The following is a 13391-nucleotide window of genomic DNA, read 5'->3' as shown; positions in this document are numbered from 1 at the left end:
GCCGGGGCGCTAAGGGCAGCGGCCCGGCGGTGAGCGCCACGCTGAGCTAAGGTTGTCGCGCGGCCGCCTGCCCACGCGCAGAGGAGGATGGCCTGGCCGCCGCGCTGGAAGCGTTGCGACCAGCGGCACACTAGCCAGAAGGTCGCCGGATCGATGGCGGCGTTCGCCGCCGCGTCGCGGCCGCCGCCGGCCGCGGCCGCGCCTCCGGCCCGGTTCAGCCGGCGACGCCGGCGCGCACCCAGTCCAGATAGGCGGCATGGCCGCGTTCCACCGGCACGGCCACCAGCTCCGGCAGCTCGTATGGATGCAGGGCGAGCAGGCGCGTGCGCAGGGCCTCGAAGCGGGCGGCGGTGGTCTTGATCAGCAGCAGTTCCTCGCTGTCGGTGACCACGTCCCCCTGCCAGCGGTAGGTCGAGCGGACGCCCGGCAGCCGGTTCACGCAGGCGGCCAGCGCCTCGCCGACCAGTGCCTCGGCCAGCCTGCCGGCGCTGGCGGCATCGGGACAGGTGCAGAAGCAGAGCAGGACGTCGTCGTCGGACATGGCGGTGGATCGCTGGCGGGACCGCTAGCGTAGCGCGCCGGCAAGCCCCGGACCCGCGGGCCTTGAAAGGCGCCGTCCGCTCCCCCATTGCAGGTCCAGTCGCCGGTCGGACCTCTTGCAGAGGCGCTTTGCGGCGCTAGAATTGGCACTCATCGGCATCGAGTGCTAACAATGCGCCGGTCCGGTCCGCTTTTCCGTCCAACAAACCCCAAGCTGGAGTCCCGTCCATGAGCAAACTGCGTCCGTTGCACGATCGCGTCATCGTCAAGCGCCTGGAAGAGGAGCGCGTCTCCGCAGGCGGCATCGTCATCCCCGACAGCGCCACCGAGAAGCCCACCCGCGGCAAGGTCATCGCTGCCGGCACCGGCCTGATCCAGAGCGACGGCAAGGTCCGTCCGATGTCGCTGAAGGAAGGCGACGTGGTGCTGTTCGGCAAGTACGCCGGCCAGGAAATCAAGATCGACGGCGAAGAGCTGGTCTTCCTGAAGGAAGACGACATCGTGGCGGTCATCGAGGGCTGATCGGCTTGATTGGCTGAGCGCGAGAAAAGAAAAACCGCGCACGCCAGTCGCCTTCGGCTCCTTCTTGCGACGCTTTCGCAAGCTTTCCCCTTACTCAATTTCAAAATTTTTCAAGGAAAAATTTTATGGCAGCCAAAGAAGTCCGCTTCGGCGAAGACGCCCGCTCGCGCATCCTGAAGGGCGTGAACACCTTGGCCAACGCGGTCAAGGTCACCCTCGGCCCGAAGGGCCGCAACGTCGTGCTCGAGAAGAGCTTCGGCGCCCCGACGATCACCAAGGACGGCGTGTCCGTCGCCAAGGAGATCGAGCTGTCCGACAAGTACGAGAACCTGGGCGCGCAGATCGTCAAGGAAGCCGCCTCCAAGACCTCCGACGTGGCCGGCGACGGCACCACCACCGCCACCGTGCTGGCGCAGGCGTTCATCCAGGAAGGCCTCAAGGCCGTGGCCGCCGGCATCAACCCGATGGACCTCAAGCGCGGCATCGACAAGGCCGTGACGGCCGCCGTGGGCGAGCTGAAGAAGCTGTCCAACCCGACCGCCGACGACAAGGCGATCGCCCAGGTCGGCACCATCTCGGCCAACTCCGACAGCGCCATCGGCGACATCATCGCCACCGCGATGAAGAAGGTCGGCAAGGAAGGCGTGATCACCGTCGAGGAAGGCTCGGGCCTGGACAATGAACTCGACGTGGTCGAGGGCATGCAGTTCGACCGCGGCTACCTGTCGCCGTACTTCATCAACAACCAGCAGAGCCAGCAGGTCGAGCTGGACGACCCGTACATCCTGATCCACGACAAGAAGGTCTCCAACGTGCGCGAGCTGCTGCCCGTGCTGGAGGCCGTCGCCAAGGCCGGCAAGCCGCTGCTGATCGTCGCCGAGGAAGTGGAAGGCGAGGCGCTGGCCACCCTGGTGGTCAACACCATCCGCGGCATCGTCAAGGTCGCCGCCGTCAAGGCGCCGGGCTTCGGCGACCGCCGCAAGGCGATCCTCGAGGACATCGCGATCCTCACCAACGGCCAGGTCGTGTCCGAGGAAGTGGGCCTGTCGCTGGAGAAGACCACGATCAACGACCTGGGCCGCGCCAAGCGCGTGGTGATCACCAAGGAAAACACCACCATCATCGACGGCGCCGGCGAAGCCGAGCGCATCCAGTCGCGCATCGGCCAGATCAAGGCGCAGATCGAGGAGACCTCCTCCGACTACGACCGCGAGAAGCTGCAGGAGCGCGTGGCGAAGCTGGCCGGCGGCGTGGCCGTCATCAAGGTCGGCGCCGCCACCGAGGTCGAGATGAAGGAAAAGAAGGCCCGCGTCGAAGACGCCCTGCACGCTACCCGTGCGGCCGTCGAGGAAGGCGTGGTCCCGGGCGGCGGCGTTGCGCTGATCCGCGCGCTGAAGGCCGTGGAAGGCCTCAAGGGCGACAACACCGATCAGGACCTGGGCATCGCGATCACCCGCCGCGCGCTGGAAGCGCCGCTGCGCGCGATCGTCGCCAACGCCGGCGAAGAGCCGAGCGTGGTGCTGAACAAGGTGAAGGAAGGCAAGGGCAACTACGGCTACAACGCCGCCAGCGGCGAGTACGGCGACATGGTCGAGATGGGCATCCTGGACCCGACCAAGGTCACCCGTTCGGCCCTGCAGCACGCTTCGTCGGTCGCCGGCCTGGCGATCACCACCGAGGCGATCGTGGCCGAGCTGCCGAAGAAGGAAGAGCACAGCCACGGCGGCCCCGCCGGCGGCATGGGCGGCATGGGCGGCATGGATTTCTGAGCCCCCGGGGCTGCAAAGCCTCCGCGCCAAGTGCGATCGAAAGCCCCGCCTCGTGCGGGGCTTTCTTTTTGGCGCAAGCGGCTGTCGCCCAAGACGGCGGGCGCATCGCCGGTCGCCGGCGCGGATGCGCTCCCGCGCTTTCCCGCAACAGGCCTTGCGCGAGGCGGGCGAGTGGTGGTCGGCGCATCGTGCCTTCGGTGAATCGCCCGTGTGACGAATCGCCTGTGTGCCGCTTTGGCGCGGCATCATTGACAGCAAGCTATATTGCTAGCAATATAGCCTCATGGCCAATGAGGACGTCAAACAGTTCAACGTGTACTTGCCGGTCGGATTGATCCGGCAGGTGAAGCATTACGCCATCGAGTCGGAACTGTCCTTGTCGGCGCTGGTGGCCGAGGCCTTGCGCGCCTACCTCGCCTCCGGTGGCAGCGACGGCGCATATCCGCAGAAGGAGCAATGACATGGTGACCGAGGGCATCGAGGCCATCTTCCTGACCACCCACAACTGGGGGAAGGCGGCCAGGTTCTTTCAGACGCTGGGCTTCACCCTGGAATTCGAGACCGACCATCACTCCGGCCAGCTTCGCAGTGGCGCCGGCCCCTATCTTTTCATCGCCGAGATTCCCGAGAGCCAGCCGCCCGAGGCGCATCCCGTGCTGAAGATCGCCGATGCCGACGCTTTCCAGCCCGAAAGCGCGGTCGAGGTGGTCACGCCGTTCGAGGACACCCATTGGGGAACCCGGGAAATGACGGTCCGCGATCCCGACGGGCGCATCTGGAGAATCCAGGCACCGGGCAGGCAGGCTTGAGCCGGGTCGATTCCACGTTCCGGCCGGACACGGACAAGCGCATGCCTGACAAGCCAACCGCAATCCCGGACAGCACGGCGGTGCGGGTCGCCCTGTGGCGCGCCCTGCACCTCGAGGCCGATCCGCCGCCGCACGTGCTCGAAGACCGGGTCGGGCTGCAACTGGCGGCGCCGGAAGCCGGGTGGCGCAACCGTCCGGACATGGAGCCCCGGTTCACCCGCAGTTTCCGCGCGGCCATCGTGGCGCGCGCCCGCTTCATCGAGGACCTGGTCGCCGAACGGGCCGGCCTGGGCGTCGAGCAGTACGTCATCCTCGGCGCCGGGCTGGACACGTTCGCCCAGCGCCGGCCGGAGATCGCCTCGCGCCTGCGGATATTCGAGGTCGATCCGCCCGGCCCGCAGGCGTGGAAGCGGCAGCGATTGGCCGAGCTGGGCCTTGGCGTGCCGGAGGGGCTGCATTTCGTGCCGGTCGACTTCGAGGCGGGCGACGCCTGGTGGCGGAAGCTGGCCGAGGCGGGCTTCGACGCCGCACGGCCCGCGGTCGTGGCGTCCGCCGGCGTCAGCATGTACCTCACCCGCGACGCCATTGCGGCCACCCTGCGCCAGGTGGCGATGCTCGCCCCGGGGACGACGCTCGCCATGACCTTCCTGCTGCCGCTGGAACTCGCGGAGCCGGAGGCGCGTCCCGGGCTGGAACTGGCGGTACGCGGCGCGCAGGCAAGCGGGACGCCCTTCGTCAGCTTCTTCACGCCGGCGCAGATGCTGGCGCTGGCCCGCGAAGCGGGCTTCAGGGAGGTCCGGCACGTGTCGGCCGCTGCGCTTGCCCAACGCTACTTCGCGGGCAGGCAGGATGGCCTCAGGCCGCCGGAGAATTCGGAGGAACTGCTGCTGGCGAGCGTCTAGCCGGAGGTGGCGATAGCGGCTCCGGCGCGTAGTGCATGCCGCGCGAGTTCCTGGCCGCAGCCGCCTGCGTCCGCGCGGTTGCCGGCGCCGGCATCGCCGGCTACGGGCGGGCCGCCATCACGGGCGTTGTTGCCTACGCGCATCATCGAACGTGCCGCATCGACGATCCGATGCCTGACATCGCGGGCGCACACGGAAGGAGCGTGTCCTCGCCGGCAGGCGTGCTGCGGATCTTACTGGCGGGCGCCGTTCGCGGCGGCCTCCATCATGCGATCCGAGCCGTTGGCATAGCGGACCTCGGTCGTCGTCGGCTGGACGGACGCGGGCAGCAGCTTGCCCAGCTTGCCCTTCAACTGCAGCATTGCCACGCTGGCCATCTCGCGGTCGGTCTGCTGTTCGGCCGCGTCCACTTCCTGCTGCGGCGCGCCCGGCGCACGGGTCAGCGAGGCCAGTTCGGGCGCCAGCACCTGGGTCAGCGCGAAGTAGGCGTCGTCGTGGATGCCGGCCTGCTCCAGCAGCTTGCCCGGCAGCATCCAGGAGGCCAGGCTCTGCTCTTCGGCCTTGCCGGGGTTGCGGGGATCGATCAGCAGCCAGGTGCCCGGCTCGCTCAGCATGTCGCCGTCGTCGACGAAGCCGGCGATCTGGTAGCTGTTGCTCAGCGCCGGCAGGTGGTCGCCGTAGAACAGCAGCAGGGTCGGGCGCTCGCGCTGCGCCAGCAGCTTGGCCAGCCGGCCCAGTTCGGCGTCGGCGTGGCCGATGTGGAACAGGTAGTTCTGCAGCTCCAGCTTGTCCTTGCCGGTGATGCCATCCGGCACCGGGATCGCGTCGCGCGCGGCGGTGTCGCTGGGCGTGGTGTCGTACGGGCCGTGCGCCTCGATGCTGATCGCAAACAGGAACTGCGGCGGGCCGGCGTTCTCCAGCTGGGCCATGATCTCGTCGGTCATCGCGCTGTCGGCCATGTACATGCCGTCGTTCGGCGAGCCCTTGGGGAACGCCGACTGCGACACGAAGCGGTCGAAGCCGATCGCCTTGAACGCGGTGTTGCGGTTCCAGAACGCGGGATCGTTGCCGTGGATGGCGACGGTCTCGTAGCCGTGCGAGCGCAGCGTGCGCACCAGGCCCGGCACCACCTTGTTGTTCATCTGCAGGTACGGGAACTGCAGCTCGTCGAAGTAGCGCAGCGACAGGCCGGTGAGCACCTCGAACTCGGTACGGATGGTGCCGCCGCCGAAGGTGGGCACGTGCAGCGGGCCGCTGCTGCCGTGCCTGGCCAGCCGCTTCAGGTTCGGCGTGAAATCGCTGTGCTCGTAGCCCTTCACGATGGACGGGTCGAAGAACGATTCGCTCTGCACCACCACGATGTCCGGCCGCTCGCCGGGGCTGGGGGAGGCGGCCTGCAGGCGCTCGCGCAGGGCCGGGTCGATCCGGCCGATCAACTGCTTCGCCGCGTCCGGGTCGGCCTTGCGCTGGCCGTGGCCGTATTGCAGGTGGAACATCATCAGCGAGCTGATCAGGCCCGAGTGGGTCGCCGTCGAGCTGGCCGACCACGGCTCCAGCCACAGCTTCTGGCCGTTGTAGAGCTTCGCCCAGGCCTGCGCGCCGCCGAACAGGCTGGCCAGGCCCAGCGCCAGCGCGATGCCGCCGGCCAGCCGCTTGCCGTGGGTGCGGCGGGCGAACAGCGGCGGCTCGTAGCGCCACAGCGCGATCACCGCCAGCACGCCGGCAAGCAGCGCCAGGTAGGGCCACGGGCTGTGCGGCAGGTAGCCGCCGAGCAGGTGCGCGCCGCCCTTGCGCAACTGGCCGACCATGCGGAAATCGGCCGGCATCAGCGGCGTGCCCAGGTTGCTGACCTTCAGGGCGTTGACGCCGTAGACCAGCCCCTGCAACAGGAACACCAGGCCGAACGACAGCACCAGGCGCCGGGTCAGCACCAGCAGCAGGCTGGCCACCAGCAGGCCGGGCCACGCGTTGGCCAGCAGGAACAGCGGCTGGTCGAGCAGGCGCTGCGGCGACACGCCGATGCCGCCGTCGACCAGGCCCGTCAGCAGCGTGAAGACCAGGCTCGCCAGCAGCAGCAGCGCCACGCGGCCCAGCGCCGCGCGCTTGTCGTTCGTGTTCGCAGGTACGGTGTTCGGCATGGCAGTCCCGGCTGTCATGGCTTGGATGTTGGACTGTAACGGGACGGAAATGAATCATTTGTTCGAGCCGGACCCCGGGTTGCTGCCGGTTCATGATGCGCCGCACTGCGGCACAATGGCCCGATGCCTGCCACTGAATCCCCGGCGCTACAGGCGCTGATCGACGACCGCTATGCCGAGCTTTCGGCCCGCTGCCGCGCCGCCGGCGTGCCGCTGCACGACGATGCCGGCGTGTCCGAGCGGATCCGCCGCACCCTGCTGGCCAGCGATTTCGCCTTCGAGGTCTGGTGCCGCCAGCCGCAACTGCTGGCGCCGGCCGGGCTGGAGCGGCTGCGCGCCGGCGGCGACGCGGCCGCGCGGATCGAGGCGCTGAAGCTGCCCGACGACGAGGCGGCCTGCCTCGCGGCGCTGCGCCGGTTCCGCCACGCCGAGGCGCTGCGGCTGGTGTTCCGCGACGTCAACGGCCTGGACGACCTGCCTGAGACGCTGTCGGCGACCAGCGTGCTGTACGAGGCCCTGCTGGGCGCCGCGCTGGACTGGTCCGAGCGCATGCTGGCCGGGCGCTACGGCCATGCGCACAGCGGCGACGGCGAGCGCCAGCGGCTGGTGGTGGTGGGCTTCGGCAAGCTCGGCGGCGGCGAGCTGAACTTCTCCTCCGACATCGACCTGGTGCTGGCCTATCCGCGCGGCGGGCAGAGCGACGGCGCGCGGGCGCTCGACAACAGCGAGTACTTCGTGCGGCTGGGCCGGCAACTGGTGCGGCTGCTCAACGAGCCCACCGTCGACGGCATCTGTGCCCGGGTCGACCTGCGCCTGCGCCCGTTCGGCAACGCCGGCCGGCTGGCGCTGTCGTTCGCGGCGATGGAGCAGTACTACCAGAGCGAGGGCCGCGACTGGGAGCGCTACGCCTGGATCAAGGCGCGCCCGGTGGCCGGCGACCGCGCCGCGGGCAAGCAGTTGCAGGAGCTGCTGCGCCCGTTCGTGTACCGCAAGTACCTCGACTACACCGCCTTCGCCGGCCTGCGCGAGATGAAGGCGCTGATCGACGCGGAAGTCGCGCGCAAGGACCTGGCCGACAACCTCAAGCTCGGCCCCGGCGGCATCCGCGAGATCGAGTTCATCGTGCAACTGACCCAACTGATCCGCGGCGGCCGCGAGCCGTCGCTGCGCGTGCGCGGCCTGCTGCCGGCGCTGACCGCGTGCGAGGCGCGCGGGCACATCGTGGCGTCGCGGGCGAAGGCGCTGCGCGAGGCCTACGTATTCCTGCGCCGGGTCGAGAACCGCGTGCAGATGCTGCGCGACGCGCAGACCCACGACATCCCCGACGACGCGCTCAGCCGCGAACGCATCGCGCGCGGCCTCGGCCTCGCCGACTGGGAGCAGTTGGCGACCGAGCTGGCGCGCCATCGCGCCAACGTCAGCGAGGAGTTCGCCGCGGTGCTGATGCCCGAGGGCGGCCGCAGCGCCAGCGTCGCGGTGGCCGATGCCGCGCTGTGGCAGCAGGTCTGCGCCGAGTCGCTGGAGGCATCCGCGCTGGAGCATTCCGGCTTCGTGCCCGGCGCCGACCTGGCCGAATGCCTGCTCAAACTGCCGCAGGCGGCCACCGTGCGCGCGATGTCGGCGCGCTCGCGCGAGCGGCTGGACCGGCTGATGCCGCAACTGTTCGCCGCCGCGCGCGCCAGCGCCGCGCCGGTACCGTGCCTGCTGCGGCTGTGCCGGCTGGTGCAGGCGGTGGCGCGGCGCTCGTCGTACCTGGCGCTGCTGGAGGAGCAGCCCGCCGCGCGGCTGCGGCTGGCGAAGCTGTTCGCCGAAAGCGCCTTCCTGGCCGAACGGGTGATCGCGCAGCCGCTGCTGCTGGACGACGTGCTCGATCCGCGCATCGACCAATTGCCGCTCAAGCGCGCCGACATCACCGCCGAGATCGCGCGCGTGCTGGGCACGCTGGACGAGCGCGAGGCCGAGGCGGAGCTGGAGCGCATCAACGAATTCAAGGCCAGCAACGCGTTCCGGCTCGGCCTCGCCTTCAACGACGGCCGCGCCGACGCGGTGGCCACGGCGCGCCGGCTGGCGGCGCTGGCCGAGTCGGTAGTGATCGCGGTGACCGCGCTGGCCGAGCGCGAGCTGGCCGCGCAGCACGGGCGCCTGCCAGGCGAGGGCTCCGGCTTCGCCGTGCTCGGCTACGGCAGCCTCGGCGGCGAGGAGCTCGGCTTCGCCTCCGACCTGGACCTGGTGTTCGTCTACGACGGCAGGCGCGCGCATGCGATGAGCGACGGCGCGCGGCCGCTGGAGGGTTCGCGCTGGTACCAGCGGCTCGCCCAGCGCGTGATGAACTGGCTGACCGTGCTGACCCGCGCCGGGCGCCTGTACGAGGTCGATACGCGGCTGCGCCCGGACGGCTCCAAGGGCCTGCTGGTCGGCAGCCTGGACGCCTTCGTCGCATACCAGCAGGGCCGCGCGTGGACGTGGGAGCACCAGGCCCTGCTGCGTGCGCGCCCGGTGGCCGGCGATGCCGCGCTCAACGCGGAGCTGGCCGAGGTGCGGCGCACCGTGCTCGCGGTGCCGCGCAAGCACGATGCCGTGCTGGCCGAGGTGGGCAGCATGCGCCAGCGCTGGCGCGCGGAGCGCGACCGTTCCGATGCGGCCCGGTTCGACCTGAAGCAGGGCCATGGCGGCCTGCTCGACATCGAGTTCGCCCTGCAGGGGCTGGTGCTGGCGCATGCGGCGGGATCGCCCGAACTGCTGGGCACCACCGCCAATGCGGGCCTGATCGAGGCCTGCCGCGCGGCCGGCCTGCTCGACGCCAACCAGGCCGCGATCCTCGCCGTGGCGCATGCCGACCTGCTGCAGCGCGCGCTGGCCTGCACGCTGGACCTGCGCTCGCGCATCGCCCCGCGCGACGAGGCGTTGGAGCAGCTATGCGCGAGCGTGCGCGAAGTGACCGGCGCGCTCGGTTTCGCGTTCTGAGAGCCTGTTCAAAGTCTCCCTGTCGGACTGCATCCCCTCGCGCTCTCCGTTCGTCATTCCTGCGCAAGCAGGAGGCGCTTTTCAACAGCCGAAGGGCTGGTCATCCAGCGACTTTTCCCTTCCCCAAAACCTTAGAGGCACTGAATCCACGGTTGACCGGCCCTTCGGCCGTTGAAAGCCGCTGGGATGACGCTTCGTTGGGATGCCTGGAGGCTTTAAACAGGTTCTGGGCGGAACGCGCGCGGCTTGCGCCGACGCCTGCAGGCGCCGTACGGTGAGGCGGCACGGGAGGCGACATGATCGATACGTGGGAAATTCTGCTGCGCCTGCTGCTGGCGGCCCTGCTCGGCGGCGTGATCGGGCTGGATCGCGAGCGGCGCGAATGGGCCGCCGGCCTGCGCACGCACATGCTGGTGTGCATGGGCGCGTCGCTGGTCATCATCGTCTCGGCGTTCGGATTCGCCGACGTGCTGGAGCAGCCGCACGTGGTGCTCGATCCCTCGCGCATCGCCGCCCAGGTGATCAGCGGCATCGGCTTCCTCGGCGCCGGCACGATCCTGTTCGTGCAGCGCGAGCAGGTGGTACGCGGGCTGACGACGGCGGCGGGGCTGTGGGCGGTGGCCGCGATCGGCCTGGCGGTCGGTGCCGGGCTGTACGCCGCGGGCGCGCTGGCGACGCTGGTGGCGTGGGCGATCCTGGCGGTGCTCAAGCCGCTGCAGCGGCGCCTGTTCGCGCGGCGCAACGGCCGGCCGCGGCTGCTGCTGCGGATCGGCGGGCCGCAGGCGCTGGCCTCGGTGGAAGCGGTGGTGACCCAGCAGCACCTGCCGCTGCTGAAGATCGTGCTGCGCCGGCGCGAGGACGGCGAGGACGAGCTGTCGCTGCTGTTCGACCGCCGCGTCCGCAGCGAGCAACTGGTCGCGCTGGCCGATGCGCTGCGGGCCATCGACGGCCTGGCCTCGATCCAGTTGGACGCCACGCCGCGACAGGCGTGAGCGGGGCGGCCGGCGGCGCGCTCAGGATGCGTCCGGCCCGGGATCGATGCGGGCCTCGATCCGCTGCCGCAACTGCGCGGCGATCGTCGCGGTCTCGCGCAGCGGCGCCGGCTGGCCTGCGACCTCGGCGTCCAGGTCGTGCAGCCATCCGCCCGCGCGCAGCGCGCGGTGGAAGGATGCCAGCTTCGCCGGCAGCGGCGCGGCGACGAAGGTGTGCACCGGGCAGCCGACCGCGCAGGCCTCGCTGAGCATGTTGACCGAATCGGGGGTGACCACCAGGCGGTCGGCCCAGCCGAGCACGCCGGGATAGGGATTGCTGCCGTCGTCCGAGCCGGCCCAGTGCAGGCCGGGGACGTCGCCGAGCCGCTGGCGGAGCAGGTCGGACACGGCCGGCGGCGTGCGCCGGGAGGCCAGCACCAGCAGGCTGCCGCCTTCGCGGCGCTGGCGCGCGCGCAGCCGCTCGGCCAGTGCGGCGGCGTAGCCGGCGTCCAGCGCGATGCCCTTGCGCGGGCCGCCGAGCAGCACGCCGACGCGCGGCCGCGGCAGGTCGGCCAGGCCGGGGCAGGCATCGCGGCCGTCCGCCAGCCAGTCGTCGTCGACCGGGTTCAGCGAGCCCAGCGGCTGCAGCACGTTGGGTCCGCACAGCCGGTCGTGGCGGGGGGCGATCACGCTGTTCCAATGCGCCGGGTCGATGCGCGGGTCGAGGATCTGCACGGTATGGCAGCGGCCCTGCGCGAGACGGCGCAACTGGCGGGTGAACAGCGCGGCGGCGCGGCCGCAGCCGATCGCCAGGGCGGGCCAGGGCGGGGCGAACAGTTCGCGCTGCGCGGCCGGCAGCGCCAGTCGTCCGCCGATGGCGAGGCGCGGGGCGAGCCAGGACCACGGCCAGCGCGGTTCCAACTGCAGGTGGCGCACCGGCACGCCGAGCCGCCCGGCCAGCGCCAGCGCCTGGCGCTGGTTGCCGGTGGCGTCGTCGGTGATGACCCAGCAGGGGCCGGGCAGTTTCATCGTGGGCGGCATCGTGGCGGCATTGTTTCCCGAAACGGCACGGTACGTTCCCCTGGTGCCCGGTCTGCACGGCGCCGCGGGCCTTTACACTAGGCGCTTGTCGCGCCCCTGCCCCGAGAAGGATACCCATGCACGAGCTGCTTTCCGATACCGCCCTCGACCAGTTGTTCCGCCAGGCCCGCACGTTCAACGCCTTCCTGCCGAAGGAAGTGAGCGACGAGCAGTTGCGGCAGTTGTACGAACTGGCGAAATTCGGCCCGACCAGCGCGAACTCCTCGCCGATGCGGGTGGTGTTCGTGAAGTCGCCGGAGGCCAAGGCGAAGCTCTCGCCGTTCATGTCCGACGGCAACCGCGCCAAGACGCTGGCGGCGCCGGTCACCGCCATCGTCGGCAGCGACCACGCCTTCCACGAGAGGCTGCCGCAGTTGTTCCCGCACGCCGACGCGAAGAGCTGGTTCGAAGGCAACCAGCCGCTGATCGACACCACCGCGTTCCGCAACGCCACGCTGCAGGGCGCCTACCTGATCATGGCGGCGCGCGCGCTCGGCCTGGACTGCGGTCCGATGTCCGGCTTCGACAACGCCGGCGTGGACGCGGCGTTCTTCGCCGGCACCGCGGTGAAGTCCAATTTCCTGATCAACATCGGTTACGGCGACGCCAGCCGCGACCTGTTTCCGCGCAGTCCCCGGCTGCCGTTCGACGACGCCTGCCGGATCGCCTGAGCTCCGTTACGCTTGCCCCGCCACCCCGCAAGAGGAATTGCCATGCGTGCATTGAAGTATCTCGCCCTCGCCGGCCTGCTCGGCGCCGCCGCGTCGGTCCAGGCCGCCCCGGTCACCTACAAGCTCGACCCCACCCACACGATGGTGTTGTTCAGCTGGAGCCACTTCGGCTTCTCCAATCCCACCGCGAACCTCGGTCTGGGCGAGGGCACCTTGGTGTTCGACGAGAAGGATCCGGCCAAGTCCTCGGTGGAGGTGACGCTGCCGCTGGCCAACCTGGACACCCACGTGACCAAGCTCGACGAGCACCTGAAGAAGCCGGATTTCTTCGACGCCGACAAGTTCCCGGTGGTGACCTTCAAGAGCACCCAGGTGCAGGCGCTGGGCGGCCGCAGGTACAAGGTCGTCGGCAACCTGACCGTGCACGGCGTGACCAGGCCGGTAACGCTCAACGCCACCCTGAACAAGGTCGGCCCGCATCCGATGAGCAAGGCGCAGTCGATCGGCTTCGATGCCACCGCCATGCTCAAGCGCACGGATTTCGGCATGGGCGCCTACGTGCCGAACGTCAGCGACCATATCGATATCCGCATCACCACCGAAGGTTCGGTGGAGAAGGACGCGGCGGCCAACTGAGCCGGCCGCGCGCGGCGACGGGTCGCACCCGCGAGGGTGCGGCTTTTTCGTGTCCCGCCGTCGTCGTCGCAGGCTCCGGCGCGCAGCGGCGGCCTGCTACCATTCGGCCCTGATGTGTCCTGTTGGAGCCCTGCCATGTCGCGTCCCCTTGCCGCGGCGGCGCCGCTGATCCCGGCCAATGCCGAGAACCGTTACGAAGTGACGCGTGCGGACCTGCCCCTGTCCTGCCCGATGCCGGGCATGACGCTGTGGAATTCGCACCCCAAGGTGTACCTGCCGATCGTCGACGACGGCGGCGAATCGACCTGCCCCTACTGCGGCGCGCACTACGTCTTGCGCGACTGATTGCCGGTTCGGGTGCGGTTGAGGTGGCGGCAGGCATGATCGCT

13 protein-coding genes are annotated in these 13391 nt (G+C 70.1%); 10 read left to right on the top strand and 3 right to left on the bottom strand.

The genetic code is table 11. The features are described from left to right. Positions 1–214: 214 nt before the first annotated feature. Entirely contained in the window at positions 215–541 is a 327-nt protein-coding gene (gene cutA, locus ASG87_RS06825; RefSeq protein WP_056002789.1) for a divalent-cation tolerance protein CutA, read from the bottom strand. 227 nt (positions 542–768) lie between these two features. Here cutA and ASG87_RS06820 point away from each other — a divergent pair, with 227 nt between their 5' ends. The 5 genes from ASG87_RS06820 to ASG87_RS06800 all read left to right on the top strand — a co-directional run bounded on the left by ASG87_RS06820 (position 769) and on the right by ASG87_RS06800 (position 4542). Next, entirely contained in the window at positions 769–1062 is a 294-nt protein-coding gene (locus ASG87_RS06820) for a co-chaperone GroES (RefSeq protein WP_056002787.1), read from the top strand. Between the two features lie 125 nt (positions 1063–1187). Next, positions 1188–2831 carry a chaperonin GroEL gene (gene groL, locus ASG87_RS06815; protein ID WP_056002784.1) on the top strand — a complete coding sequence of 548 codons (1644 nt, stop codon included), beginning with the start codon at positions 1188–1190 and terminating at the stop codon, positions 2829–2831. A 283-nt stretch (positions 2832–3114) separates the two neighbouring features. Then, complete coding sequence (locus ASG87_RS06810) at positions 3115–3291, top strand: CopG family transcriptional regulator (RefSeq protein WP_056002781.1); 177 nt, start codon at positions 3115–3117, stop codon at positions 3289–3291. A 1-nt stretch (position 3292) separates the two neighbouring features. Continuing rightward, entirely contained in the window at positions 3293–3640 is a 348-nt protein-coding gene (locus ASG87_RS06805) for a glyoxalase/bleomycin resistance/dioxygenase family protein (RefSeq protein ID WP_056002779.1), read from the top strand. A gap of 41 nt (positions 3641–3681) precedes the next feature. After that, a complete protein-coding gene (locus tag ASG87_RS06800; RefSeq protein ID WP_056003047.1) occupies positions 3682–4542 on the top strand; it encodes a class I SAM-dependent methyltransferase in 861 nt (286 codons plus the stop codon). A 233-nt stretch (positions 4543–4775) separates the two neighbouring features. Here ASG87_RS06800 and ASG87_RS06795 read toward each other — a convergent pair whose 3' ends face one another. Continuing rightward, on the bottom strand, positions 4776–6680 hold the full coding sequence (locus tag ASG87_RS06795; RefSeq protein ID WP_056002777.1) for an LTA synthase family protein: 1905 nt from the start codon (positions 6678–6680) through the stop codon (positions 4776–4778). Positions 6681–6803: 123 nt separating this feature from the next. Between ASG87_RS06795 and glnE the strand changes: the two genes are divergently transcribed. Together glnE and ASG87_RS06785 are read left to right on the top strand one after the other, a co-directional pair. Next, positions 6804–9644, top strand: coding sequence for a bifunctional [glutamate--ammonia ligase]-adenylyl-L-tyrosine phosphorylase/[glutamate--ammonia-ligase] adenylyltransferase (gene glnE / locus ASG87_RS06790; RefSeq protein ID WP_056002775.1), 2841 nt, complete (start codon positions 6804–6806; stop codon positions 9642–9644). Positions 9645–9940: 296 nt separating this feature from the next. Beyond that, positions 9941–10636 (top strand): MgtC/SapB family protein, encoded by a 696-nt coding sequence (locus ASG87_RS06785; RefSeq protein ID WP_056002772.1) that lies wholly within the window; start codon positions 9941–9943, stop codon positions 10634–10636. Between the two features lie 21 nt (positions 10637–10657). Here ASG87_RS06785 and ASG87_RS06780 read toward each other — a convergent pair whose 3' ends face one another. After that, the gene (locus tag ASG87_RS06780) at positions 10658–11644 is read right to left on the bottom strand and encodes a mitochondrial fission ELM1 family protein (protein WP_056002769.1); all 987 of its coding nucleotides are present in this window, start codon (positions 11642–11644) and stop codon (positions 10658–10660) included. 128 nt (positions 11645–11772) lie between these two features. Here ASG87_RS06780 and ASG87_RS06775 point away from each other — a divergent pair, with 128 nt between their 5' ends. The 3 genes from ASG87_RS06775 (at position 11773) to ASG87_RS06765 (ending at position 13347) form a co-directional block, all read left to right on the top strand. Beyond that, positions 11773–12366 (top strand): malonic semialdehyde reductase, encoded by a 594-nt coding sequence (locus tag ASG87_RS06775; protein WP_056002766.1) that lies wholly within the window; start codon positions 11773–11775, stop codon positions 12364–12366. Positions 12367–12408: 42 nt separating this feature from the next. Further along, positions 12409–13002: a YceI family protein gene (locus ASG87_RS06770; RefSeq protein ID WP_056002763.1), complete on the top strand. Its 594-nt coding sequence runs from the start codon at positions 12409–12411 to the stop codon at positions 13000–13002. Between the two features lie 135 nt (positions 13003–13137). Beyond that, on the top strand, positions 13138–13347 hold the full coding sequence (locus ASG87_RS06765; RefSeq protein ID WP_056002760.1) for a zinc-finger domain-containing protein: 210 nt from the start codon (positions 13138–13140) through the stop codon (positions 13345–13347). Positions 13348–13391 lie beyond the last annotated feature (44 nt).

The sequence above is a fragment of the Frateuria sp. Soil773 genome (genome assembly GCF_001428405.1).
GTDB lineage: Bacteria > Pseudomonadota > Gammaproteobacteria > Xanthomonadales > Rhodanobacteraceae > LMSL01.
The sequence above is the reverse complement of the archived record's forward strand: the minus strand, read 5'-3'. Positions and strand labels throughout refer to the sequence as shown.